Origin of the sequence: Paenibacillus sp. NFR01, from assembly GCF_900111565.1 — a bacterium.
Taxonomy (GTDB): domain Bacteria; phylum Bacillota; class Bacilli; order Paenibacillales; family Paenibacillaceae; genus Paenibacillus_AQ.
This window is the reverse complement of the sequence record NZ_FOIK01000007.1, coordinates 118,230-141,766: the sequence shown is the minus strand read 5'-3', so window position 1 is coordinate 141,766 and position 23,537 is coordinate 118,230. Positions and strand designations below refer to the sequence as shown.

Annotated in this window: 22 protein-coding genes and 1 pseudogene; 7 read left to right on the top strand and 16 right to left on the bottom strand. The window is 53.3% G+C overall.

Annotated elements, in window-relative coordinates:
• Window positions 1-74: 74 nt before the first annotated feature.
• Genes BMW84_RS22060 through BMW84_RS22050 form a run of 3 tightly spaced genes read right to left on the bottom strand, consistent with a single transcriptional unit; the run spans window position 75 to window position 3,273 of the window.
• Window positions 75-1,301: an RtcB family protein gene (locus tag BMW84_RS22060; RefSeq protein ID WP_091072149.1), complete on the bottom strand. Its 1,227-nt coding sequence runs from the start codon at window positions 1,299-1,301 to the stop codon at window positions 75-77.
• A gap of 14 nt (window positions 1,302-1,315) precedes the next feature.
• Window positions 1,316-2,116: a nucleotidyltransferase domain-containing protein gene (locus tag BMW84_RS22055; RefSeq protein ID WP_091072146.1), complete on the bottom strand. Its 801-nt coding sequence runs from the start codon at window positions 2,114-2,116 to the stop codon at window positions 1,316-1,318.
• Between the two features lie 44 nt (window positions 2,117-2,160).
• A complete protein-coding gene (locus BMW84_RS22050; RefSeq protein ID WP_091072144.1) occupies window positions 2,161-3,273 on the bottom strand; it encodes a slipin family protein in 1,113 nt (370 codons plus the stop codon).
• Between the two features lie 631 nt (window positions 3,274-3,904).
• Between BMW84_RS22050 and BMW84_RS22045 the strand changes: the two genes are divergently transcribed.
• Together BMW84_RS22045 and BMW84_RS22040 are read left to right on the top strand one after the other, a co-directional pair.
• Window positions 3,905-5,218, top strand: coding sequence for a helix-turn-helix transcriptional regulator (locus tag BMW84_RS22045; RefSeq protein WP_091072141.1), 1,314 nt, complete (start codon window positions 3,905-3,907; stop codon window positions 5,216-5,218).
• Window positions 5,205-6,032: a WYL domain-containing protein gene (locus BMW84_RS22040; RefSeq protein WP_091072140.1), complete on the top strand. Its 828-nt coding sequence runs from the start codon at window positions 5,205-5,207 to the stop codon at window positions 6,030-6,032. Before BMW84_RS22045 ends, BMW84_RS22040 begins: the two co-directional genes overlap by 14 nt.
• Here the strand turns inward: BMW84_RS22040 and BMW84_RS22035 are convergent.
• The 4 genes from BMW84_RS22035 to BMW84_RS22015 form a co-directional block, all read right to left on the bottom strand.
• Window positions 6,029-6,814 (bottom strand): TatD family hydrolase, encoded by a 786-nt coding sequence (locus BMW84_RS22035; protein WP_091072137.1) that lies wholly within the window; start codon window positions 6,812-6,814, stop codon window positions 6,029-6,031. The genes BMW84_RS22040 and BMW84_RS22035 overlap by 4 nt on opposite strands.
• Window positions 6,811-7,389, bottom strand: a complete 579-nt coding sequence (locus tag BMW84_RS22030; protein WP_091072297.1) for an RNA 2'-phosphotransferase — start codon at window positions 7,387-7,389, stop codon at window positions 6,811-6,813. The genes BMW84_RS22035 and BMW84_RS22030 overlap by 4 nt, the downstream gene beginning before the upstream one ends.
• Before the next feature lie 456 nt (window positions 7,390-7,845).
• A complete protein-coding gene (locus tag BMW84_RS22020; protein WP_091072133.1) occupies window positions 7,846-8,694 on the bottom strand; it encodes a nucleotidyltransferase domain-containing protein in 849 nt (282 codons plus the stop codon).
• A 4-nt stretch (window positions 8,695-8,698) separates the two neighbouring features.
• Window positions 8,699-9,613 (bottom strand): ATP-grasp domain-containing protein, encoded by a 915-nt coding sequence (locus BMW84_RS22015; protein WP_091072131.1) that lies wholly within the window; start codon window positions 9,611-9,613, stop codon window positions 8,699-8,701.
• Window positions 9,614-9,791: 178 nt separating this feature from the next.
• Between BMW84_RS22015 and BMW84_RS22010 the strand changes: the two genes are divergently transcribed.
• Window positions 9,792-10,079: a hypothetical protein gene (locus BMW84_RS22010; RefSeq protein WP_091072129.1), complete on the top strand. Its 288-nt coding sequence runs from the start codon at window positions 9,792-9,794 to the stop codon at window positions 10,077-10,079.
• A gap of 54 nt (window positions 10,080-10,133) precedes the next feature.
• Here BMW84_RS22010 and BMW84_RS22005 read toward each other — a convergent pair whose 3' ends face one another.
• The 4 genes from BMW84_RS22005 to BMW84_RS21990 all read right to left on the bottom strand — a co-directional run bounded on the left by BMW84_RS22005 (window position 10,134) and on the right by BMW84_RS21990 (window position 14,068).
• Window positions 10,134-11,216 (bottom strand): GyrI-like domain-containing protein, encoded by a 1,083-nt coding sequence (locus BMW84_RS22005; RefSeq protein ID WP_139209671.1) that lies wholly within the window; start codon window positions 11,214-11,216, stop codon window positions 10,134-10,136.
• A gap of 188 nt (window positions 11,217-11,404) precedes the next feature.
• Window positions 11,405-12,673 (bottom strand): helix-turn-helix transcriptional regulator, encoded by a 1,269-nt coding sequence (locus BMW84_RS22000; RefSeq protein ID WP_091072124.1) that lies wholly within the window; start codon window positions 12,671-12,673, stop codon window positions 11,405-11,407.
• Between the two features lie 24 nt (window positions 12,674-12,697).
• Window positions 12,698-13,105: a hypothetical protein gene (locus BMW84_RS21995; RefSeq protein WP_091072122.1), complete on the bottom strand. Its 408-nt coding sequence runs from the start codon at window positions 13,103-13,105 to the stop codon at window positions 12,698-12,700.
• A gap of 96 nt (window positions 13,106-13,201) precedes the next feature.
• Window positions 13,202-14,068, bottom strand: coding sequence for a LysR family transcriptional regulator (locus tag BMW84_RS21990; RefSeq protein WP_091072119.1), 867 nt, complete (start codon window positions 14,066-14,068; stop codon window positions 13,202-13,204).
• 138 nt (window positions 14,069-14,206) lie between these two features.
• On the opposite strand from BMW84_RS21990, the gene BMW84_RS21985 reads away from it, so the two are divergent.
• Together BMW84_RS21985 and BMW84_RS21980 are read left to right on the top strand one after the other, a co-directional pair.
• Window positions 14,207-15,148 carry an L-lactate dehydrogenase gene (locus BMW84_RS21985; RefSeq protein WP_091072117.1) on the top strand — a complete coding sequence of 314 codons (942 nt, stop codon included), beginning with the start codon at window positions 14,207-14,209 and terminating at the stop codon, window positions 15,146-15,148.
• 33 nt (window positions 15,149-15,181) lie between these two features.
• Window positions 15,182-16,381 carry a pyridoxal phosphate-dependent aminotransferase gene (locus BMW84_RS21980; protein WP_091072114.1) on the top strand — a complete coding sequence of 400 codons (1,200 nt, stop codon included), beginning with the start codon at window positions 15,182-15,184 and terminating at the stop codon, window positions 16,379-16,381.
• An 87-nt stretch (window positions 16,382-16,468) separates the two neighbouring features.
• On the opposite strand, the gene BMW84_RS21975 is transcribed toward BMW84_RS21980, so the two are convergent.
• Window positions 16,469-17,635 carry a DUF4317 domain-containing protein gene (locus tag BMW84_RS21975; protein WP_091072112.1) on the bottom strand — a complete coding sequence of 389 codons (1,167 nt, stop codon included), beginning with the start codon at window positions 17,633-17,635 and terminating at the stop codon, window positions 16,469-16,471.
• A 167-nt stretch (window positions 17,636-17,802) separates the two neighbouring features.
• Here BMW84_RS21975 and BMW84_RS21970 point away from each other — a divergent pair, with 167 nt between their 5' ends.
• Window positions 17,803-18,291 (top strand): DinB family protein, encoded by a 489-nt coding sequence (locus tag BMW84_RS21970; protein ID WP_091072110.1) that lies wholly within the window; start codon window positions 17,803-17,805, stop codon window positions 18,289-18,291.
• 126 nt (window positions 18,292-18,417) lie between these two features.
• On the opposite strand, the gene BMW84_RS21965 is transcribed toward BMW84_RS21970, so the two are convergent.
• From BMW84_RS21965 to BMW84_RS21955, 3 genes and pseudogenes are all read right to left on the bottom strand, one after another.
• A complete protein-coding gene (locus BMW84_RS21965; RefSeq protein WP_175498994.1) occupies window positions 18,418-19,437 on the bottom strand; it encodes a class I SAM-dependent methyltransferase in 1,020 nt (339 codons plus the stop codon).
• A gap of 1 nt (window position 19,438) precedes the next feature.
• Window positions 19,439-20,605 carry a hypothetical protein gene (locus BMW84_RS21960; protein WP_091072105.1) on the bottom strand — a complete coding sequence of 389 codons (1,167 nt, stop codon included), beginning with the start codon at window positions 20,603-20,605 and terminating at the stop codon, window positions 19,439-19,441.
• 201 nt (window positions 20,606-20,806) lie between these two features.
• A pseudogene (locus BMW84_RS21955) lies at window positions 20,807-20,968 on the bottom strand (hypothetical protein); the annotation flags it as partial.
• 192 nt (window positions 20,969-21,160) lie between these two features.
• Between BMW84_RS21955 and BMW84_RS21950 the strand changes: the two are divergent.
• Window positions 21,161-22,072 (top strand): SDR family oxidoreductase, encoded by a 912-nt coding sequence (locus tag BMW84_RS21950; RefSeq protein WP_091072101.1) that lies wholly within the window; start codon window positions 21,161-21,163, stop codon window positions 22,070-22,072.
• Window positions 22,073-22,146: 74 nt separating this feature from the next.
• On the opposite strand, the gene BMW84_RS21945 is transcribed toward BMW84_RS21950, so the two are convergent.
• Window positions 22,147-23,397, bottom strand: coding sequence for a carbohydrate-binding domain-containing protein (locus BMW84_RS21945; RefSeq protein ID WP_091072099.1), 1,251 nt, complete (start codon window positions 23,395-23,397; stop codon window positions 22,147-22,149).
• Window positions 23,398-23,537 lie beyond the last annotated feature (140 nt).

Below are 23,537 nucleotides of genomic sequence, written 5' to 3'. Positions count from 1 at the left end.
ACAAGAGAATCTATGCAATGAACGCAGCGATAAGTAAAACGATGTAAAAATCACCCCGCAAAGCGGGGTGATCCTCAATCCTTGTACGGATCGAACTCGCCGGCACCGGCCATGCAGACGCCGATCGGCTTCAGCTCATGCATTACCTCAATCGTCTCCGCGTGTGCGTCCAGCACGTCCCGAAGCTTCCGGTACACGAACGGGCTCTCGTCGGTGCCGGCGCCGCGCAGCTCCACGCCATAATTCCGAACCGCCTCGAGCATTTGCAACGCGCTAATCTGTCCGCCGCTGCGGGTGCGGGTTTTCCAGTTCATCCGTCCGGCGGCCTGGGTACGGCTCATAATCCGCCCCGCGCCGTGCACGGTGCTGTAATACGAATCCCGGTTCTCTGCGGTGTCCTTGCCCTTGACGATTACGGAGATGTCCCCCATGCTGCCGCCGATAAAACCGACCTGGCCGGGGGCGGACGGCGTCGCCCCTTTCCGGACGACGACCACGTCTTTGCCGCTGTGCGTCTCTTTCCACGCAAAATTGTGATGGTTGTGCACTTCCAGATCTGCTTCCGCGCCGATAATCTGCAGCACCTGCCGGATGACGTAGTCCCGACCCGCATAAGCATAACGCCCGGCCAGCTTCATGGCCCGGTAATACATATCGCCGAGTTCGCTGTCCAAATCGAGCAGTACCGGCGGCTGATCCATCTTCTCGCCCGGGGCGTTCGCCAGAAACTCCCGCCCTGCCGCCAGATTGATGAACCCGCTCGCGGTCTTGTGGCCGAAGCCCCGGCTGCCGAAGTGGTTGGCAATCCACAGACGACCCGTGGCGGATTCTTCGAACAGGTCCACGAAGTGGTTGCCGCTGCCGACGGTGCCGAGCTGGCTCTGCGCCAGCTCTTTGAGCTTCCGGTGCTCCATGCGGCCAACCGCCATGTACACGTCCCAATCGGGATCGTCGAACAGGTCGTGATCGACTTTCTCGTTGTTGATCCGCCCTACGCCGAACGAAATTTTGCGGGCAACGGTATCCATCATTGTTCCAAGCTTCGGCCGGATGTCCGCGGCCAGCACATTTGTCCGCACCGCCTTGTTGCCGCAAGCAATGTCATACCCGACGCCGGAAGGCGAGATTTGGCCGTCGTACACGACCACACCGCCGATCGGCTGGCTGTAGCCTTTATGATGGTCGGCCATCAGCAGCGTCTGCACGACATTGCCTGTCGCCGCACAGGTCAAGGCCTGCGCCAGCGCCCCGTCGTCCGGCTGGCCCCAGACCCGCACGCCGTTTATATGTTGATAAGCCATCTCTGCTTCAACTCCTAAATGTTTTCGCTATTCCATGCTTCCTTCAGCACATTCCTGAACAAATCGTCCAACTGCTCATCCGGATCTCCGGCGGGTGCAGCCTGCAGGCTTGCGGCCGTCCGTTCGTAATACCCGATCCGCTCCTCCAGATAATCGTTAATCGGATTCATTCTCGCTTCCAGATCCATTTCGTCTCCCGCCTTCTTGCGGATAAGCAGACGGTCGATGATGCCCTTCAGCTCACTGTCTGCGGGTACGATGGCGTCCACCAGCTGCCCGAATTCAATCGGCGGCATCGTGCCGTATCTCGTGATCCATTCACAGGCCAGGACCGGGCGGAGCACGTAGAAATATTTCTTGATCTTCACCTGCTCGCCCTGCAGATACTCCCGGTAGTTGCCCTTCGCCATGTGCAGGTAATGATAAGTGCAGGCCTTTGGCGAAAACGTCAGCGGAGCGATCCGGCGGATCTGCTCCGTGATCGACCGATCGTCCAGATATACGATCGGGGACTGCAGCCATTCCAGCAGCGGCGGATTGGATTTGCGGAACAGCCGCAGCGCTTTGCGCAAATCCCAGCCGTTGATGTCCAGCAGGTCGCTGATCGGACGTTCGATTACATCGCGCTTGTCATGAATCGATAAATACCAGTCCACCGGCCGGACGTACAGGAACCTTACGTCATAATCGCTGTCCTTGGACGGGAATCCCCAGGCCCGGCTGCCGGATTCGCAGGCGTACAGGATGCGCACCTGCTCTTCGCGTTCGATGCGCGTCAGCTCCGTTTGGATGCGTTGTTGTATGCTGTCGTTCATGGGATACCCCCTCCTTACGCTACTCCGCCGGGATTATTAACCGTTCATCCCGCCGTCTTCCCCGCTCCAACGAGCGCATTCAGCCGGTCCAGCAGGTCTCCGCCGCCCGTGAGCGAGATGGAGCCGATTTTCTCGCAGATTTTTTCGAGGAACTCCAGCTCCTTGAGCCGGAACAACGTCTGGTTCTCATCCATCAGCTTTGCGGTGTTCAGCAAGCTGCGGGTCGAGGCCGTTTCTTCGCGGCGGGTGATCAGGTTGGCTTGCGCCCGTTTCTCCGCCAGCAGCACGGTATTCAGAATGTCGCGCATTTCGCCCGGCAAAATGACGTCTTTCACGCCCGCGCCAAGGAACTGCACGCCGAACGCCGCTTCCTTCTCCCGCAGACGAGAGAGGACGAAGGCCGCAGCCTCTTCTTTGCGGCGCAGAAGATCATCCAGTTTCAGCATGCCCACATATTCCCGCAGAATCAGCTGCAGCTGGATGTGAACCTGCTCGTCGAACGACTTCAGTTCCAGCGCGCGCAGCGGCATGACGATTTTGTATTGGCAGACGAAGTTCAGGCGCAAGGTTACCTTATCCTCCGTCATCATTTCCTGGCCGATCAGGTCCATCTGCTGCTGCCGCAAATCCACTGTCTTCAAGAGTGGCGAGACCGGGCCTCTCCAGAAATAGTATTTGCCGGGCTTCAGCTCCCGCTGCAGCATGTGGTCATAGAAGAGAAATCCGCATTCATGGCTCGCCACTTCATAGGTCAGCACGTTCGCGCCCAGCCGCTGCACGATGGAGCGGTTAATCTCCGCAGGCAGCTCCGGCTGACGCGTATCCGCGTGCATAAACGTATTTTTCTTCAAAACATTCCAGAAAGCATACACGCCCGGCTTCAACAGCTGCACGAATTGCCCGTCCTCGTAATGCAGCACATATTCATGATCCTGCACCCGTACGACATCGAGCTCGCGCAGCAGTTCCTCGTCCTGCAGGAACAACCGCATATCCCGGCCTTCGACCTGAAACGGTTTGGCGATGTTGAGCACCGTTACCGTAGATTTCGACCAAGGCATGAAGCTGTATGTACCCGGCAGCAGTTTCTTCTCGTAGCTTCCATTGTTAAAAAGCAACCCGCGTTCGTCCGCTTGAATGATGATTTTTCTGAACATATCGTTAACCTCCTTAATGGTCGACCATTGGCCCGGAATCCCTCTGCTAAGTTCAGCGGAATCCCGCTTCAGCCGGTGCGCTCCATCCCTCTGCCCCAGGCAGCCTGCCGATCCGAAGAACGGCCAAACCTCAGCCGTCCCGCTGAATCTTCAAAACCTCCCGAGGTTCCGGACTTCCGCTCCGGCGGTATCCGCGGATTGCATAGCCTCTCCCGCAGTGCGCTAACCCAAGCCGCGCGGAATTCCGGCCTTTGGTCATAAATTTATCGCTCGATTGAAAGTCGAGTGCTCTACCAGAATCGCTCCCTAGGCGATTGGGGAATCGAACCCCAATAATGTTGGCTCCAAGCCGACCCGGTGTACAGGATACCGCAGCATAACATGCGCGGCACTGCGGGATTCATGGATATCCCCGCCTCGTTACAGCCGTCCGGACAAGAAGCAATGTATGATAGAACGCCGTTTTGGCGTTTACCAACTTCTGTCATGCCGCTTACAGGTACTATCATCGCTGATTTAACGCGGCGCGAACATGGCGAAAGTATTACGACGGGTCATAAAGTTTACCATTTCACCCCAATCCTGCCCCTGTTACAATGGAAAAAGATGCTTGCGAACGGGGGAGACACCATTGGCCAAAGAAAGCTTCGATAAAGAAATCCAGTTTCTGCGCATACTTGTGCTGACCAGCGGGGCGTTCAGCCGGCAGCAGTTCGCCGAGCGGCTGGGCATCTCGGTCCACACCTTCGATAAAACCCTGCGGCGGCTTAAAGAGGTGGCCGGGGCCGTGCACCAGCCTGCAGCGCAGGAACAGAACAAAGAGTTTGCCGAGGCGCTGCGGAGCAGCTATTACGAATCGGCCGACCCGCTGCTGCTGTTCCTGTTCCGCGCCAAGTCGGTCAAGGAATCGGAGAGCCAGCGGATCTCCCTGCTGCTTGGGGCCATGAACGGCCAGGCGTTAACCGCCATGGAGCTGCTGGATCTGTGCTGCGGCAGTATGCCTCCCGAATGGGCGCTGCCTGACGAAAAAACGATCCGCTCCGACCTCAAATATCTGGAGGACGTCGGCGTCATCAAGCGGGAGCCGGGGCCGCGCCCCTACCGCTACCGCATTCAGGACGAGCTGATCCGCAGTTTGTCGCAGGACGAAATGATCGATCTGTATGATTTCGTGGACGTGATGGCCAACACGCAGGTTCCTTCCGTCCAGGGCTACCTGCTGCGCGACGGCCTGAAGAAACAGCTGCTGCGCAGCGGGCAGGCCGAACCGCAGGGAATCGAGCTTTTTCTGTATAAGTACCACTATTACTCGCGGATTCTGGATGAAGCGCATCTGTTCACGCTGCTGCAGGCGATCCGGCAACGGCGCAAGGTCCGGTTTCTTTATTTTTCGCCGAAGTCGGATAAAAGCTATGCCTCCAGGAACACCAACCCGTTATTCGAACGGGACACACAGGGCAAATCCCAAACGACGCTTCCGCTAAAGCTCGTCTATGACCATCAATATGGGCGTTGGTATCTGCTCGGCCATGGCCGCGAAGGGATCCGGAAATTCCGGATGGAGGGCATTACGCAGATGGAAGAAGCCGAGGCGGTGGACGAAGAGTGGTTTGCCGGCAAGCAAGAGGAGCTGGCCCGGAAAATGCAATACAGCTGGCTGATCGACACGGGAGAACCGGTGACGGTTCGCGCCCGCTTTTACCATCCGCTGGATTCGGCCGCCAACTTCGTGAAGGAACGGGTGCTGTCGCAGGGGCAGTGGGGTCAGATCGTGGCCGAGGATGAAGCGTCTTTCATCTATGAGATTACCGTGAACGGAACTACCGAAATCAAGCCGTGGCTGCGGAGCTTTGGTTCGAGCTGCGAGATTCTGGAGCCGCGCCAGCTGCGCCAGCAGATGATTGCCGAGTGGAAGGAGATCCGGGCGTATTATGAATCTGTTTGAAAAAATTTTCAACTACCAGATCCTCTCCCGGCTGGAGGACTCCGGCACGTTTATGGTCACCGCCCACGAACGGGCATGGTTGAAGACGATGCTGGAGCATCCTGCCGCCGATGAGGCTTTTATGCCGGAGACACGGGAGAAGCTGCGTTCCCTTCTGGAGCCGGAACCGGTGATGGACACAGCCCTGCACCTCATTGAGAAAGCCCGTACCGCCGAAGAGCAGGTCTACCATCCGCTGCTGCGGCCTCTACGCCGCTGCATTATGGAAAAGTCGGGCATCCGCATCACCTACGAGATCAAAGGCGGTCAAGTGAAATTGGACCAAGCGGGAATCCCCTACAAGCTGGAGTATTCCATGGTCAAGCGGGAATGGTATCTGCTCTGGCATCATGCCCGGCATCACGCTTTTATGAGCACCCGGTTAAAAAAGATTCTCTCGGTTGTGCCCGAGCCGGCCAGCCCCGCCACTGTGGACCAGATTTTCAGAAAAACCGCCAAGACGCTGGAATCGCGCAAGACGGAGGTGGTCATTGAACTCGTCCGCGACTACAACGAGGAACTCTCCCGGATTCTGTACGCCTTCTCCAGCTTCGAGAAAAACGTGGAATATGACGCTCCCAGCGACATTTACCGGATCAAGGTTACGCTGCTCAGCGACGAAGCCGAATATTTGCTCTCCAAAATCCGTTTTCTCGGCAAACGGGTCCGGGTCATCGAGGGGGATTATTTAAAGCAGCGGATGCTGGAAGCATCATCCAAAGCGCTGCAGCGTTACGGGGTGGCGGAAACGCCGGAGGAAACGCCGCGGGATTAGATTCCGAAAAACTCCCGCGCCGTCTCCGTCGTCGCCTTGGCGACCTCCTCTGCCGGTTTGCCCACGCAGAGCGCCACGGACCGGAGGATATGCGGCAGGAAGGCCGGCTCGTTCCGCCCGTCCTTCGGCTTCTCCTTAAGGTCCCGCGGCGTCAGGAACGGCGCGTCCGTCTCGATCATGAGCCGGTTCAGCGGCACGTTGCGGACAAGCTCCCGCAAAGGTTTGCCCCGGCGTTCATCGCAGATCCAGCCGGTAATCCCGATATGGAAACCGGCATCCAGATACGCTTTCAGCTCGGCTGCCGTCCCCGTGAAGCAGTGAACCACCGCCTTGCGCACCGAATGCTCCCGCAGGATATGCATAAAATCCGCAAAAGCCTCCCGCTCATGCAGGAAGAGCGGCATCTCCAGCTCCTGCGCCAACCGAACCTGCTCTGCGAACCATGTCCGCTGCACCTCGCGCGGCGAGAAGTCGCGGTTATAGTCTAGGCCGCATTCCCCGATGGCTACGACCTGCGGCAGCGCCGCCAGTTCTTTCAGCTTCTTCAGCGTCTCTTCATTGCAGCTCTTGGCGTCATGCGGATGCACGCCGGCCGTGGCGTACAGCTTTGCCGGATACCGCCCGGCATAACGGACCGCTTCGCTGCTGCTGCGCAGGCTCGTGCCGGTAATGATCAGCGGCGTAACGCCCGCCGCCGCCGCTTTCTCTACAAGCAGATCCCGGTCCTCGTTAAAGGAACGGTGCATCAGATTGATGCCGATATCGACAAGGGGATGTGTCATGGCTTAGTTGCTCCTTTTTCTCCGATGTTGTTTTTCGAAAGGCTAGCTGCCGGAATCCGGTCCGCCAACCACACTTCATTGCCCGCATAATAGAAGGTCGCGCCCTGCCGCTTTGCGCTCGCAGTATCCACTTTAAGAATAACCAGCTCGCCCCGGCGGCTGCCCGCCAGCGTCGCGAAATGAGTGCCTTCCGAGAGATGTACATATTGCCGGTTCATCGGGCGCAAGCCCTCCCGCAAAATCAGCGGCAGCGCTTTGGTATTGGTCCCGTGATAGAGCACCGCCGGCGGTTCGCCCGGCGTATACTGCACCTGGTCATGGCTGTGGCCATATCTCGCCCTAATGCGCCCGTCCGCAATCTCGAAACGCTGTTTATCCGACTGGCGCACCACCTGCTCCACATCCTCCTGTATTACCCATGCCCATGTCGGCTGGGCCTGAATCGCATGCAGCAGCGCCGCGAGCGTACAGGAGCCGTCCGCCGGCTCCAGGCGTATTCCGAATTGCTCCGGGGTATGCCGGAGTATCTTGGTCATTAACTTACTTAAGCTTTTTTCCGAAGCTTCGTTTAACATCATTGCACTTCTCTTTCCGAATCGTCCTGTATTCACTTCCAATAATTACATTATACCCGCTGCATGGGCCGGGAAGATCGTAAACCTTGATTCATAGATAAACATTCCCGGCTGCCGATGCAAATAAAAGGTGCCTGAATCCGTGGGAATTCAGGCACCTTTATGCAGGCGTCTACCGCCCGCTGCTGCTCAATAAACGGAATGGCGTATCTTTCTCCCCAAAATATATCCTCGGGCAACGTGTTCGCACACCAGTGGCTATAGTAGAGATCATAAGCCCCATTTTTAACGATTATCAGATTCGCCCGTTGTCCCACCGGTTTATCTCCTTTCCAGGTGAAGTGCTTTTATTGATTATCCGCAATTACAATACTTCCGCACTCGGAGCAATACCGCTCAGGAATGACTACTCCGCCAATAACGAAATATTCATTAATGATGACTTTCCGTTCTTTTTTATCGATTCGTATCTTCATCCCTCACTGTCCCCTCTGTTTCATTGATTAGTTCGTCCAGCACCTCAATCGCCATCCCCAAACGTGCAGAGTCCTCCGATATTAGCGTCATCATCTCGTTTACCCGACTGGCGTAGTTACCCGGCTTAATCGAAAAAGCATCCGCAATCGCCACCGCGCCCTTCTCGTTCATCCAATACGTCTCATTCAAAGCAAACAGCACCTGATTCAAACAGGAGACGGCGCGGAAGCAGCAACCGGCGATATAGGACAGGTCCTGCTTGTAGATCCCCTTTCGCCCAATCTCCATGGAAAAGCGCGCTTCCCACAAGAACTTCCGGATCATCGCTGCCTGCAAAACCGGCGGATACGGCTGTGTCTTCGACTTTAGCTCGGCCAACAGTCCATGCGGGTCCCACAACACCCGGCATAGCGCGACTTCCGCCAGATACATCGCATTCACGAACCCGTGGGGATGCCCCGGCTGATAGTCGATCGTTATGTCCCCCGCCAAGCACTGCTCCATCACTTGCGAGACTTTGCCCAGGTCACGAAACAACCAGTCAACGGGAATCTGCTGCATCTGCAGCCATCCGCCGCCATTGATCCACGGCCCCCAGCCGCCAACCTCCGTGATGAGGTCCGTCCGGTGATCATCATCCAGTGCTGAAGCCACCTGATTTAGTGCGGCAATATCCAATCCGTCAGCGGGATCATAATAGATTCCGAGATCAATATCCGAATGGGCATGCGCCGTCCCTTTCGCTCTCGATCCGCCCAGCACAATGGCCTGCACGCCGGCGATCTTTTGTAACGCGTTCACGATTTCACTGATGATTTCTGTTGGCATGGAATCACTCCGTTATCGTACTTTCTTTGGATAATATAGATTTATAGAACCGCTCCAGATTTGCATGGCTCGGCAGCCCCGAGACCTGTCCGTCGCCCAATTCGATCACGGTCCACGTTCCGCTTGCCGTTTTGGCAATATCCATCGTAAAGAACCGGCTCGCCACACCTTTAGCCAAAGCTATAAAAGTATCCAGCATAGGAGTTTCTTGCCGATAGGCCGCCTCATCCCAATATTCAATACACTGAACCAATTCGTGATCCAGGAAAAACAGCCGGTATTCATTGGATAACGGCATCCCGCTCTTGGGATGGTTCCCGAGCTGTTCCAGCTGAATAAATTTGCGAATGACCACACCGCCGTTCAGCTCTGAGCCTTGGCGATCGATGAAATTCCGAAGAACCGTCTGCGCCTGCTGCCGATCCGAAGCCTCGGGGATAAAACACGCCTCTACCCATTCATGTTTTCTGGATTTCACGTAATCTTTGACAATAACCGGCCGATCTCCAAAAGCGTTCATTTTCTCATATAAAGGGTCTAAGCCATCCTGAAGGTTCTCCATCCCCAGCCAAATGCTTTCCGGCGTGGCCGCCTTGATCGCTTCATAGGAAAAAGGGAAATAATGCCCGTTTATGTACTGTGCCGGAGAGTTGATCAGCATGGCATTTTTCTGGCGCAGCGCCAAATGTAAGGCTTCGTAATCCTTCGGCTTAAGCATCCAGCCCCTGTAAATGAACAGCTCGGGAGTTTCGAAGGCGGGAACCCGTTTAATCGCTTTTGCAGGCTCGCCCTCTAATAGCTCTTCCAACGAAACAAGGTAGACATCTAATCCGAGCGTTAACGCGCAGTAATATTCCTGTTCATATTCCGCATCAACGGATTTAGGGTTAAACGGTTCTGAACAAAACAGAATTTTCATGCCACAGCCTCCATGTATAAAATGCGTTATCCAAATCGTACCATATCGGCGTCCTTGTAGGAGCAACATATTTATGTCCGCCGCGTTATATATAGAGACAGCAAGCCTTGAGATGAGGTGAACGATGAAGACATTGGACGGCCTCTAGCTTCCCGGTAAGAGGAGGTTAGAGCGCCTAATGAGCAGAAGCGTGAAAAAATCCCCGGCATGTACGGATCACCGTACTCCGGGAACGCGCTGGAGCAAACGGCAGGCCAGCAAAGCTGTGCGCCGTTATGCCGAGGAAATTCAAGATGGCAAATGGTACCGGAAGGTCTATTGTTCCTGGAACATTTGCGACTACCGTTTCTACAAAACCAAACAGCAAGCGATCCACGAATGGGAGACCGAATCTTGGCGTCAGGACCGGTTCCCGACCAGAGCCGCAGTCATTAACGACTGGGCGGACAGCTTCAGAAGAAAATAAGCCCAAGCGCCGGACAGGGAAGCCCGGTGCTTGACCTTTTTTACAAGCCATTATTTACTCCGTTTCGCCATTCACCAGCTTCAGCGGTACAAACACGGAGGCACTGTTCGCCTGCCGGAACCGGGCGATCACCTTGCGGCCAGAGTCCATTTCATATCCGGGGTGACCGGCCAGAAACAGCTCCTGCAGATGCTGGAATGCAACTTCATAAGGTAGCGAGGGATTATCCCCGTTGATCTCCAGCTGGGTGATATGTACATAAATGCCGCCCGGAAGCGTAACCTTCTCGACATCGTCCGGGATGCCTTCGAAGGTGCTGACCCGGGTGCCGAAGCAAGAGCTGTACGAGCCTTGTTCCGGGCCATCCACGGGAAAACCGTAATAATCATGAAGGTAATACTTGGCCGCTTCCGTGGCGAAGACCCGATGCTGCACGCCGAAATATTTGGTGATGACGAACTCTTCAGAATCGGGCGGGGTTACGCTGCAGGCGATTTTCATCTCCGGCAGGGTGACCAGCTTATACCGCAGGGAGTCGAAGCGCTCCTTCACGCTGTCCGCCTTTTTCACCGGCTCGTATTTGGCCAGCACGTCTCCGGTTTCATCATAGGTGTTAAAGCCGCAGCCCGCCTGATTAAATACATACCTTGTGTCCTCGCGGAACTTACCGACGAAATATTCGTCCGCATGCATCCGCTCGTCATACCCTTTACGGTCCGCCCGCTTAGTCTCGTTAATCAGGACCTTGGCATAACGGCAAGGCGGAAGCGTCAGCTGCTCCGTATATTCCGGCAAATATTCCGGGATCTGTTCGAAGCTCTTGACTCTGTACCCGGCCACGATCTTATAATTCCCGTCTCCCCGGGCATCCGTGCGGACCGTCACCACTTCCCGATCCAGCAGGCTACTCCCGATCAGGCCGGCCAGAAGCGCCATATCCCCTTCGCCAACCAGCTTTTTCGTATAAAAATAATCGTTCAGGATGCAATTGGCGTGCTCGAAGCCGTAATATCCGCCATACCCCCGGCTTTCATAGCTGACAGGCAGGGCGAAACCCACGATGTTCATTTCCGGCCGGTCCACAATCGTGCAAAATTCGCTTACCTGTTCCACCAACACTTCGCTTGGCAGCCCCACCCGGCTCATCTCCTCCGCCAGCTTCACAATTTCCGGTTTTACGGCTGGGCTTAGGCCTCCGTTCCCTGGCCTTGCGCAAGCCCCGGGTTATGCCCGTGGCCGGCCCGCTTTCTCATGTTCATCGGCGATCCACCTTTCTCTCTCCAGCGTTCTACAGCTTCATTTTACCGGCAGTTCCAAAGGTTGTATTATCCGTTCTTAACATGTTCCAGCGGGATCCGGCAGGTGCAGATCATCTGCTTGGCGTCATACCCGCCTTCATACTCGTAAATGGCAAAAGCCGGTCCGCCCGGGCGCAGTCCATGATCCCGTACCCATCCCTTCAATCGTTCCCCCAGCACCAGGCCTTCACCGCTGCTCCCCGTCTCCAGTACGGCATAACTTCCCGCCGGGAGCTCCAGCAGCGTTAGTCCGCTTCCAGCCGGAAGGTCAAGTGCCTCCTCCAGCTTTACACCGCAGGTGACAGCCTTTTCATTTTTCGCGATAAAAAAGGTCGCAGCCGTACGCGCAGCCTGCGGCCGGTACACGGCCAGGTAGCTCAGCACCGCATGTGCCGCTGCCCGCTCCCCGTCACTGCCTTCCCGGGTACAAGCCAGAAAAAGCATCCGGGTGCTCTGTATCAAGGAAATCCGCTCATAATCCCTCCGTTTGGCCACCGGCAGGATGAGCGCCAACCGGTTCACCCGGTTGTTCCGGCATAGGAACTCCTCGAAGTACGGCTCATGATCCTCGGTGAACATGCTGGATTTCAGCCAATCCGAATACAGGTAGTTCCAGGCGGCTACGATCTCCGGCTCCTCATTTAAGACGACGGTTCGGGCAACGGTTAACGTTTTCCCGGGATACAGCACCGCCTCGCGAAACGCGCCGGCAGACAGCAGGCCTTCCGCGGTCTGTGGCGTATGCTCCACCCGAATCTCATACCCGAACCGGTTCCCCTGCTGACGGCTATTCCTGCCGAATATCCTGCCGCTGTAATCGGGCATCGCTGCCCGTAGCGCCGCAATCGCCGCATCTTCGATCCCCAGAAGGCGGGGGTGGTAGAAACATGCCCCGACCGTTGCAGGAAAAGTCTCTGCCGATACCGTTACCTGTCTGTCCGCCATGCTGTCGTACCGGGGAAAATAATAGGAGCTTTCGCTGCGTTTGTATTCCAGAGGTGTCATGGCGACGGCGGATTTGACGGCTTTGCACATCGCCTGCTGGGAGCTGTAGCCGCAGGTGTACGCGATCTCCGCGAGCGGCAGCTCCGAGCAGCGGATCAGGGCAAGAGCGTTGGACAAACGCCGTTTGCGGATATATTCCTTGACCGAGTGGCCGGTATAGGCATAGAAATCCCGGTACAGCTGCATCAGAGACGTAAATCCTGCCTGGGCAGCCCGCTCCAGCGAAATCTCCTCCTGTAAGTGCTCCTCGATATACCGGATTACTTTTTGGAACCGGCTCGGTTTGTCCATACGCCTCCACCTCTGCTTCGGAGTTTATACCCATACGAAATGGGCACAGAATGAAAATAACGCCAAGATGGATAATCCTCTATGCATATACAGCCAGGATTTCACCGGCTTGAATTTCTTGCGAATGAAAAAGCTTATAGCTGCCCCTGCCGCGCTTGCCAGTGCGATTCCCCCGAATAAGGTTGCCCCTATTCCGATGTGCGGGATGCTCCCGACCGAAAGGGCGCCATGAACGGTTGCCGATAGAATCAGCGTATACCCTATAGGCTTGTGGATTTTCATGAGGGCCTTATCCAGACGCTTGAATAAACGCTGGCCCTTCTTCGCCTTCTTCGCCATAAATTTGCTTCCCAATTTCGTCAGCATCATAAATAGAGCAACCATCGCAACATTCGCCATAAGGCTTCCAATCCCTGCAATAAACATTTCCATGTCGGCATCCTCCTCGCTTTCCTCAAGGATAGCGAAGAAATCTTAAGCCCTTGGCGGGAAGTTATGAAGAAAGCCTTAAGAATGCTTAAAAAATTATTACCGGAGCTCCAGATGCTGCAGAAAGTTCGCAATGGAGGCATTTTTATTCTCCTGATTCCAGATCGCGTATACCGTAATCTCCAGCGCATCGCGCGGCTCCAGCGGAATGATCGACAGGCTCTGCGCCTGGTTGTAGTAATTCAGCGCGAACTGGGGAATCAATGAAATGCCAAGACCGGCCGAGACCATCAGCAGGATGACATCGACATCATTGGAATACTGCACGATATGCGGATAGGCCGGATCGGGCCGGTTGGCGTTCGCTTCATCCAGAGAAAGCATGATTAGGCGCTCATTGTACAGCTCCGCTAACCGGACGGAGGTATGGCCCGCCAGCGGATGGGACGGATACAATACGGCTCTGACCGGGTAGCGGCTAATCGGCAGGATTCCGTAACCGGCATTCAGCGCATCCTCGCGGGCTGTGTCGAAGATCAGGTCCAGCTCACCCTTTTGCAGCAAATCCCTCAGCTCCCGGGAATCCTTGCGGACAAAGGTCAAGGAGACATTGGGGTAGCCGATGTGAAAATTTTTGATCCGCTCGGTCAGATTTGTCTTCTCATACCCCGAAATAAAGCCGATCTTCAGGCTGCCGATGATCCCGCCCTCCGCCTTCCGCACCTTATCCAGCGCATCCGCGGTCCGGATCAGAATCTCTTTGCATTCCTTGTAGAACACCTGGCCCGCCGGAGTCAACGCGAGCGTGCGGTTCGAACGGTCAAACAGCGTAACCCCGATATTTTCCTCAAGCGCCTTAATCTGCTGGGTAATCGCGGTCTGGGAAATGAAGAATTTCCGGGCCGTCTTCGTGAAATTGAGCGTCTCCGCCGCCGTTACAAAATAGTCCAGTTGATTGAGATTCATTGCCGGCTCCCACCATAAGTTTTAGTTATTGTACTGCATCTTTTCGATATTGGTAAATAACGTTTCTTACTGCTAGTATAACGGCAAAAATAGAAGCATCCTGATCAAGGACGTGGAGAAATTAAGGAGAGACACCGTATGAAGAAAACCAAAATCGCCATCGTCGGCATTGGCCGCGTCGGGGCCACACTGGCGTATCAGATCATTAACACCGGCATCTGCGACGAGCTGATCCTGATCAACAAAAATCCCCGCAAAGCCTGGGCGGAGGCGATGGACCTGAATCACGCCATGGGGTACTCCGATACCATCGTGAACGTCATCCCCGGAGACTATGCGGCCTGCCGCGACGCCGACCTTGTCGTCCTGTCCGTCAGCGCTCCCTACGTTACCGGCATGACCCGGCTCGACATGCTGGAGAGCGCCACGGATATTCTCAAAGAAGTGGTCCCTCCGATTATGGACAGCGGATTTAATGGTATATTTCTGGTCATCACCAATCCGGTCGATGTGATGACCTATCTGGTGCAGCGGATTTCCGGACTGCCCCCGGAACGGGTCATCGGCACCGGCACCTCCCTGGATTCCTCCCGGCTCCGCAAAGCCATCTCCGATCTGATGGGCGTGGATTCCCGCAGCGTCGATGCCTTCTGCATGGGCGAACACGGAGATTCGCAGATGGTTCCCTGGAGCCAGGTCACCGTCGGCAGCAAAAAATTTCTGGAGATCATCGAGGACAACCCCCTGCGCTTCGGCGGGCTGAATCTGGACGAAGTCTCGCAAAGCGTTACCCAGGTTGCCTATCAGATCGTGGAGGCCAAAGGGGCGACCAGCTACGCCATCTCCTATATCACGGCACAGATTATCGAAGCGATCATCAAAGACAAACATAAGGTGCTTCCGGTTTCCGTCATGCTGAACGGAGAATACGGGGAACGGGATGTGTATTGCGGGGTTCCGGCCGTATTGACCAGCCGGGGCGTCAAAGAACTGGTAGAATATAATTTAACGGAAGAAGAGCTGGGGCGCTTCAAGCAGTCCATCGCGGTGCTGCGCGGCGTCAACGCCAAACTTCTTTAAGCGTATCTGATCAGAGACAAGGAGGAAATACATATGAATCTATCGCAAGAAATGCTGGAGCTGGGCTCGAAGCGCTCCGTCATCCGGGAGTTGTTCGAATACGGCAAGCGGCAGGCAGCCATTGTCGGGGCGGAAAATGTGTATGACTACAGCATCGGCAAACCGACCGTCCCTGCACCGGAATGCGTAAAGGAGGCTATCCTGTCGCTGCTGGAGACCGAACCTTCCGATGTTCTGCACGGCTATACTTCGGCCCAGGGAGACCTTGAGCTGCGCGCGGGGCTGGCCGCCTACATGAACGCGTCCTATCCCTGCAAGCTCCATGCCGACGATTTCTACATCACCTGCGGCGCCGCCGCTTCTCTGGCCATTACCCTGAAAGCATTAACCGCCGCCGAGACGGATGAGTTCATCGTACTGGCTCCGTATTTCCCTGAATATCCGGTGTTCATCCGCAATGCCGGAGCTCGGACGGTCGTCGTTCCGCCGGACATGGGCAAATTCGAAATTCCGTTTGACCTGCTGGCGGCCGCGCTGACGCCGAACACCAAAGGCGTCATCATCAATTCGCCCAACAATCCGACCGGCATCGTCTATCCGGACGCCGTACTCAAAGAGCTGGCCGAACTTCTGCGCCGGAAATCGGCGGAATTCGGCACCGCGATCTATCTGATCTCCGACGAGCCGTACCGCGAGGTCGTCTACGACGGCATCACGCCCGCCTACATCCCGGCGATCTACGAAAATACGATTGTCTGCTACTCGTACAGCAAGTCGCTGTCGCTGACCGGCGAGCGGATCGGGTACATTCTGGTCCCTTCCCATGTCGAAGAGGCCCGGGCAGTGTACGCCGCCGTATGCGGCGCCGGACGGGCGCTCGGCTATGTGTGCGCACCGAGCCTGTTCCAGAAGGTCGTGCTGAAGTGTCTGGGGGAGACGGCCGATATTTCCGCCTACGACTATAACCGCACGCTGCTCTATGACGCCCTGAGCGAGATGGGCTACGATTGCGTGAAGCCAGGCGGCGCCTTCTACCTGTTCGTCCGTGCGCTGGAAGCGGACGCCGTCGCCTTTAGCGAGAAAGCCAAAGCCTTCAACCTGCTGCTGGTGCCGGCCGATGATTTCGGCTGTCCCGGTTATGTGCGCATCTCCTATTGCGTGCAGCCCGACATGATCCGCCGCTCGCTCCCGGCCTTCCGGCAATTGCGGGAGCTGTACAGCAACGAAGCGTAAAACGCAAATGCAAAATGCAAATGACCCGCAAACATCAGCTTGTCACCAAGCGTCCCGTTTGCGGGTCATTTTTTTCTCCAGCGTAACCTAGATCGTCTCCGAGCTCAGTGTAAAGCCTTCGATCACGACGTCCTCGTCGACCTCGATCATCAGGCAGCGCCGGCCCTGGAAATTCACTTGCTTAATATAGCGCAAATCCTGCGGGCTGACCGAAACCGTCGCGACCTTCGTCTCGATCTTGATCGATTTGGTCGTGAATTTCGGAATGACGCTGCTCGCCTTCATCTCGTAATTCTTGTCGTCGATGACCGTCTCAAAGGCCAGCGCCACCTTCTCCGCCGTCACGTTCTCCACGCCGCTCGATTTCAGCACACGTTCCACGTCGGTATAATCCAGCCGCGGCGGCTCTTCCGCGTCCTTGTTGCTCTCGATGACGTTGTAAATCTCCTCGTACACATGGGCAAGCGTCGCCGTATCAAGCGAATCGCCGGCTACTTCCTTCACGATATTCTCGAAGAAGCCCCGCTCCTCCAGCGCCGTAATCGTCGGTTCGGCGTTCAGCACCTTGTCGAGGAACACCGGATTCGGCTCATGCGCTCTGCCCGAGCAGTACAAAATCCGATTCACGTCGGAATAATTGTCCGTCACGCTCGGATAAAAGAAGCCCTGCTCCGGCGTGCTCAGCTTGATGATCGGATCGACCATCACGTTGTACTTGAACTCCCGTTCGACGTAGTCGAACATGAGGTTTTTGCGCTGCTGCTCCGTGGAATTGACGCTGCATAGAATAAACGGATGCGCGAACATCTCATCCTTCCCGGTCTCCTCGGCTTCGTCGTTCCGCGCTTTGGTCGGCCGGTAATACTGGCCGCGGACGAACGTCACGACCATGTCTTTTTCATATACCGTATCGGTCAGCATCCGTTCCACCAGCATCAGCATCATTTCCTGCCACTCGTCCGGATCGCCGGTAACGAGCGCCTGGTGCAGCAGCACCCGTGCAGGCTCCTCCGCGTCCTCCTGGAACTTCAGCTCGAACAGCTTCTGGTCCAGTTCGCCGGCGAGCAATTTCTTGAAATTGCCCATGTACAGCTCCTGCTTCTCCCGGTCCACCAGGCCGAACGGCTGGCGCTCCCAGTGATAGATCTCGCTGCTGTCCTTCATAATATACACGTTCAGGATGTCGTAAATATTCAGCAAATCGTGATCCAGCTTAAATTGCTTGCGTATATGCGCGATCTCTTTTTTTATCATGACTATACCGACACTCCCAGCTGTAAAATTGGCCTTATCAGTATAAACGAAAAAGAAGTCGCTTCGCTAGCATACATATATTTGAAATTTTCGCAGATTGGCAGGATCATAGACTTCCACTGAGAATTATTGTAAGAGAACTACTCTAAATTACAGGAGGCGAACCGATGATTAAGCTGTTTGAGTATAACTGGCAAGTCCGGAAAGAGTGGCTGGACTGGTGCGAGACGGTAAGCATGGCAGAACTGATGAAGAAGCGCACGGGCGGCATCGGGTACTTTCTTCCCACGTTATATCACATCATTGCAGTCGAATACGGCTGGATCTGCGGCGGCATCCTGGAAAAAGAGATCGACATCCCTGACTTTGACGACGTGGCCGGCGTGCAGCAGATCAAAGAGTTCTCCGAGCGCTGCCACGCAGAGCTCGCCCCATTCGTATACGGCTGGGACGACAGCATGGCCGACCGCATCATGATCGACATTACGGACGAAGGCGAACGGGAGCCCCACACCTATGCCGAGGTCTTGAGCCATGTGATTGCCCACGAAATTCACCATATCGGCCAATTGTCCGTCTGGGCACGGGAGATCGGGAAAGCACCGGTGAGCGCAAATGTGGTGGGGCGGGGGTTGTTTGGGGATGTTTATGATTAATCGGCGAGCTGCCGCCGGAAGCGCGGCTGGGTTCGGAAGAAACGCATACGCATAAATCGAAGAACAATATAAATAGTCGCCTCAAACAGGAGGCGACTTGTTATCACTCGTTGGGAGACCTCAGAGTTACTGTTTTGATGCTAAGATAACATAATCTCTATTTCTATTAACAAAGAAATATTCGGTAGAACATTGTAATAATGAAAGTTCTTTAATTATAGTCTCCAATTCCAAAAAAGAGTTGCCTTGGATATGTTCTATTATTTGTAAGAAGCTCAAATCTTCGTTACCTTCATTCCTCAATTCATTCATGTTATTGGTCCAATTAAAATCCCATATCATTAAAAAGCCATCGGAAGAAAGATTGCTTATCATTTCTTTCAAAATACGCAGACGGCTATCACCAAAATGATGCAAAGACCGATTAATAATAACTCCGCCAACAGGCTGTGAGAAGGGTTGAGAAAAATCCTGAACTCTGAAAGAAACGTTTTTGCTTAATCCATTATCTGCTGTAAGTTGTATAGCCTTATCAATAATCTGCGGATCACCATCTAGTCCTAAAAATGATTTTTGAGGATAATAGTCTCCAAACGTTCGAAGCAGCCAACCATTACCACAACCATAATCTATAATATCTCCTGCAGTATTACTGATATGTCTTTGAACAGATGGATGCGTCAATATTTCTTTTTTCATAACGCTCAAATATAGTGATTCAAAAATATATCCATACCATGGCCTTAGGTTAGGAAAGTTGTTTACTATAGAATATCCTGGACGATCCCCTGATTGGAACAGGTTAACCGCTTGATCACTTATCAGAGTGCTATATACCGCCTGAAGAATTTGAGCTATGAAACCATTATTCCCATTATCTATATAAGCCGTTCCTCTTTCGTTCAACGAAATTAAACCATCTTTATGTACATCTATTAATCCGAAAGCAACTGAAGCATCCAACCAACGTTTAACATATTCGGGGTCAAGTGCAGCGGCAGACGCCAATGTATTATATGTAATTTGGTTACTACTTCGATCAATTATAGTAAAAAATCCATGAATGATTCCAAGATAGATTATATTAAGTTCCATAACAGACTTTAGTAGCTGATTAATCTCGTTTTCCTTTTGAGCAAAGTCCACCTTAAAACTCCTTTTCATTCAATAGTTTATCAAATGCATATTCTGCTTCCGACAAGTCTTTTTCAGTAATGGACTTTTTCAAATTTTCAAGCATATCATCGCAATTATTCACACTTATACTACGGAAATTCTCTTGAAATTCACTATAAAATCGATCAGCGATTTTTTCATTTTTTAAAAGAATGGAGGCAGACATAATGGACTGGTTCTTATGTAGTGAATATTCACGGAGCCCAATATGTGTCAATGATTTATCGTAAATATGGAAAGAAATCGGTTTAGCTGATATCCCTGATATTTCATATGCCGCAATAGTAAAAAATTGCGGATATCTCCGTGCAAAATAAAGACACCATTTCAACCAAAAATAGGAGTATTTTATATTCAACCCAGAATTGATATATGTGATTATACTGCATTTGCACTTTTGCGACTCTATTAATTTCTTCATACTCTTTAAATACTCGTAGTAAAAGTCAATATCATATGGTACCGCGCCTCCAAAGGCAGAAATCGTTGTAGAACGTTCTTGAAGTTGAATAAAACTCCTCACACTTTCACTTGTCGAACGGAAATATTGAACCTCATTATTCAATAGAATATGGGGTATATTTATGCTTCCAAAATTAAATTGTCCACTTCTATTCAGAATTTCACCAAATTGAAGCCAATTTATAGACATGGAATCTTCATCGATCGGCTCAAGCACAATGTTACCCAACCTTCTAGATTCATTAATAGCTGCGCCTATAGCATAAAAGGTAAACGGCTCACCTTTATCAGCTTTACGGTAAGCAGTAATCGAGTCGTTATCTAAGAATTTTGAACCATCAAATTTAGCTTTTCCAATATTTATAGCCAGGCTAGGTTTGATATAAAAAATGGAATGATCAATGATTAAGTTATACATTCTATATAGCAACCCGCATCCAAAATTAATCCCCTCAGGAAAATCATTGAATATAAAGTACCATGTATCTCCGCCGATAAGTGTTTGCTCTTGGGGGAAACATAGCTGCTCGGATACTTGAGCAATTACTTCATTTACACGTTGGATGGCAGTCGATCTAATTTGTTCTACTGACATTTGAACAGCATCCATACGTTGTGCCAGCTCAGTTGTAATCCTCTCGAACCCTTTCAATTCCATTATTAATATTGTTTCCAAATCATATTCATCCTCTACTTTTTATTGATTATATTGAAGCGAATTCTACTATTACGGGTATAGATCCTATGAACTATTCGGCAAACAAAACCAAAACCCTTCAATTTCCTTCCTGGATATGGATGACCGATAAGCATGGATGAGTCATCCGTGCCTTCCAATAAACGTCCTGCGTTTATAATTCATGCTTCAATGGCTACTTCAGCCCCATGGATCGCCGAAAAGTCCACTCCATCCATAATTAAGCTCAGCGGTCCGCACATCCGCTGTTAGCGATATCCCATTTTCTATATTTCGTTTCGCTTGGGATAATCCGCGAATCTGCGCCTGCATTCTCTCCGATATGGCCAATCCAGCTGCATCAACCGCCGCTTTATGCCGTCACCCCTATTATTACATCTGGACTTTTTATAGACCTTTTTTTGTATAACTTGCTTACAACTTTCGATCTAGTTTAGAGCTTGTGACATTCAGCCAACTCCTGTTCATATATGACAACAGATGACGTCATTACCCTCTATCATGAAGTTATGCATACCAAAGGAGGAAGACGATATGACTTCTTTACATGGAAAAATCGCTCTGGTCGCCGGGGCGACAAGAGGAGCAGGCCGGGGGATTGCCGCCGAGTTAGGCGCAGCAGGCGCGACGGTGTATGTGACCGGAAGAACGACCCGGGCGGAGCGTTCCGAATACGATCGTCCGGAAACGATTGAAGAAACGGCCGAGCTCGTCACGAAGGCCGGCGGCCGTGGAATCCCTGTTCAAGTTGATCATCTGGACCCTGTTCAGGTGCAGAAATTGGTGAGCCGTATCGAGCAAGAGCAAGGCCGGCTGGATATTCTCGTAAACGATATATGGGGAGCCGAAAAACTCATTGAATGGAACATCCCCGTATGGGAACATTCCCTTGAAAAAGGGCTGCGGATGCTGCGGCTCGCCGTCGATACGCATCTGATTACCAACCATTTTGCGCTCCCGCTTCTGATCAAGAATAAACACGGCTTGATCGTCGAGATGACGGATGGGACCGCTGAATATAACCGTACAAATTATAGAGTCTCCATGTTTTATGATCAGGCAAAAACCTCCATTAACCGCATGGCCTGGGCGCTTGCCCAGGAGGTTCAGCCTTATGGCTGTACCGCAGTGGCGCTCACGCCAGGCTGGCTTCGTTCGGAAATGATGCTGGAGCATTACGGAGTACAGGAAGACCATTGGCAAGATGCCGTAGCCCAGGAACCTCACTTCTGCATCTCGGAATCCCCCCGTTATGTGGGCCGGGCCGTTGCTGCGCTTGCCCAAGACCCCGGGCTAGCCCGCTGGAACGGGCAATCCCTCTCAAGCGGTCAACTTGCGCAGGAGTACGGGTTCACGGATATCGACGGTTCGCAGCCGGACTCCTGGCGTTATTTGGTTGAGGTTGCGGATGCCGGCAAACCGGCCAACGCTGAAGGGTACAGATAAATCCAACGCGAAAAAGCTCACGCTGTGATAGCATGAGCTTTTTATTCTTCAACCGCCAAGCCTATTGTCCATCCTCAAAACCGCTTGCCTCTCCCTCCGCCTCCGCCGCGCGAGACCGTAATCTCCGTGATCTGCTCGCCGTTGACCGTCACCGTGCCGCCGTTTAATTGAGCCGTTCCGTCCGCGTCAAAAGCCGAAGTGGCTTCGACGTTAATCGTTCCGCCGTTGATCGCGATATTCCCGTTGGCATCGAAGGCATCCGTGTCGCCGCTGCCCATGCTCACCGAAATCGTCCCGCCGTTGACCTCAATGACCGGAGTTGCGTCGATTTTAGGCGAGGCATTGATGCCGTCATTCTTTGCATACAACGTGATTTGACCGTCATTAATTTGGATCGTTGTGGCCTCGATACCTTCCTCGGAGTCCTTGATATCAATAGTGCCGCCGTCGATTTGAACGATGCTGTTGCCGCGAATGGCGTCATCCGCCGCCGTGATGTTCAGAGTGCCATTCTGAATGAAAATGTACCCTAGAGAAGCATCGTCTACGTTCTCGCTGTGCAGGCCGTCCTTGCCGGTATCGATCGTAATCGTTCCGTCATAGACCCGTATGGAATCGTTGGCCTCCATGGCATCTGCGGAAGACTGAATGGTATATGTGCCGCCTGTAACTTTAAGATCATCCTTGGACGAGATGCCATTGCCTTGAGCGGAGACAATATCCAGCGTTCCGGTTCCGTTCAACGTCAAATCCGCTTTAGAGAAAATCACCGCATCCACATTCGTCTCTCCACCTGCGGCATAATTTCCCGTAACCTCCAGATGGTTCTGACCGTCCGCCGAAGTCACAAAAACCTTATCTGCCGACTTCACATATATCGCCGGTGCATCTTCGTTCGTAATGCTCGCGCCATCCAGAACGATCTGCACCTTGGCATCCTCCGGCGCTTCAACCGTAACCGTCACATGGTCCGCTTCGCCGCTCAGTACGTAGACGCCTTCCGCGCTTAGAGTCACATCCTTGCCGCTGACCAGCCCGATGGCCGTTGCCGAAGACAGGTCCGCCGACTGCTCCAGATCCCGGTCACTGAACATCTCCGCGGTATCCAGCGCGGAAGCTCCGCTCGTCCCCGAACTTGTCGTGCCTGTGCTTTGCGTCGTTGAGTTCTGCGTACTGTCTGCTTGCGTATTTGCAGCTTGGGAGCTCGTCTGATTCGTTGCTGCATTAGCGTTGCCGTCCTGCGATTGGGAGCAGCCTGCAACCGCCAGGCTGAGCAGCATCGCCGCTGCCATGGCGCTTACGTTTTTCATTTTTTTGCTATTCATAAATGTATGTCCTCCTCGTATGGGTACGGTAGTCACTACTTGATATCTGAAGGATAAGGCCGCTCCCTTAAACCAACCTTAAAGTTCCCCCTCAAGCCCTTGATTCGCTGCCCAAACAAAAACGCCACAGGCGTCAGCTT

Excerpts from the sequence above, each read along its gene's own strand:
- BMW84_RS22035 (WP_091072137.1), bottom strand. The coding sequence starts at position 6,814 with ATGACACATCCCCTTGTCGATATCGGCATCAATCTGATGCACCGTTCC.
- BMW84_RS21990 (WP_091072119.1), bottom strand. The coding sequence starts at position 14,068 with ATGAATCTCAATCAACTGGACTATTTTGTAACGGCGGCGGAGACGCTC.
- BMW84_RS22020 (WP_091072133.1), bottom strand. The coding sequence starts at position 8,694 with ATGCCAACAGAAATCATCAGTGAAATCGTGAACGCGTTACAAAAGATC.
- BMW84_RS21975 (WP_091072112.1), bottom strand. The coding sequence starts at position 17,635 with ATGATAAAAAAAGAGATCGCGCATATACGCAAGCAATTTAAGCTGGAT.
- BMW84_RS21970 (WP_091072110.1), top strand. The coding sequence starts at position 17,803 with ATGATTAAGCTGTTTGAGTATAACTGGCAAGTCCGGAAAGAGTGGCTG.
- BMW84_RS21980 (WP_091072114.1), top strand. The coding sequence starts at position 15,182 with ATGAATCTATCGCAAGAAATGCTGGAGCTGGGCTCGAAGCGCTCCGTC.
- BMW84_RS21995 (WP_091072122.1), bottom strand. The coding sequence starts at position 13,105 with ATGGAAATGTTTATTGCAGGGATTGGAAGCCTTATGGCGAATGTTGCG.
- BMW84_RS22050 (WP_091072144.1), bottom strand. The coding sequence starts at position 3,273 with ATGTTCAGAAAAATCATCATTCAAGCGGACGAACGCGGGTTGCTTTTT.
- BMW84_RS22040 (WP_091072140.1), top strand. The coding sequence starts at position 5,205 with ATGAATCTGTTTGAAAAAATTTTCAACTACCAGATCCTCTCCCGGCTG.
- BMW84_RS22055 (WP_091072146.1), bottom strand. The coding sequence starts at position 2,116 with ATGAACGACAGCATACAACAACGCATCCAAACGGAGCTGACGCGCATC.
- BMW84_RS22010 (WP_091072129.1), top strand. The coding sequence starts at position 9,792 with ATGAGCAGAAGCGTGAAAAAATCCCCGGCATGTACGGATCACCGTACT.
- BMW84_RS21950 (WP_091072101.1), top strand. The coding sequence starts at position 21,161 with ATGACTTCTTTACATGGAAAAATCGCTCTGGTCGCCGGGGCGACAAGA.
- BMW84_RS22060 (WP_091072149.1), bottom strand. The coding sequence starts at position 1,301 with ATGGCTTATCAACATATAAACGGCGTGCGGGTCTGGGGCCAGCCGGAC.
- BMW84_RS22030 (WP_091072297.1), bottom strand. The coding sequence starts at position 7,389 with ATGTTAAACGAAGCTTCGGAAAAAAGCTTAAGTAAGTTAATGACCAAG.
- BMW84_RS21945 (WP_091072099.1), bottom strand. The coding sequence starts at position 23,397 with ATGAATAGCAAAAAAATGAAAAACGTAAGCGCCATGGCAGCGGCGATG.
- BMW84_RS22000 (WP_091072124.1), bottom strand. The coding sequence starts at position 12,673 with ATGGACAAACCGAGCCGGTTCCAAAAAGTAATCCGGTATATCGAGGAG.
- BMW84_RS22015 (WP_091072131.1), bottom strand. The coding sequence starts at position 9,613 with ATGAAAATTCTGTTTTGTTCAGAACCGTTTAACCCTAAATCCGTTGAT.
- BMW84_RS21985 (WP_091072117.1), top strand. The coding sequence starts at position 14,207 with ATGAAGAAAACCAAAATCGCCATCGTCGGCATTGGCCGCGTCGGGGCC.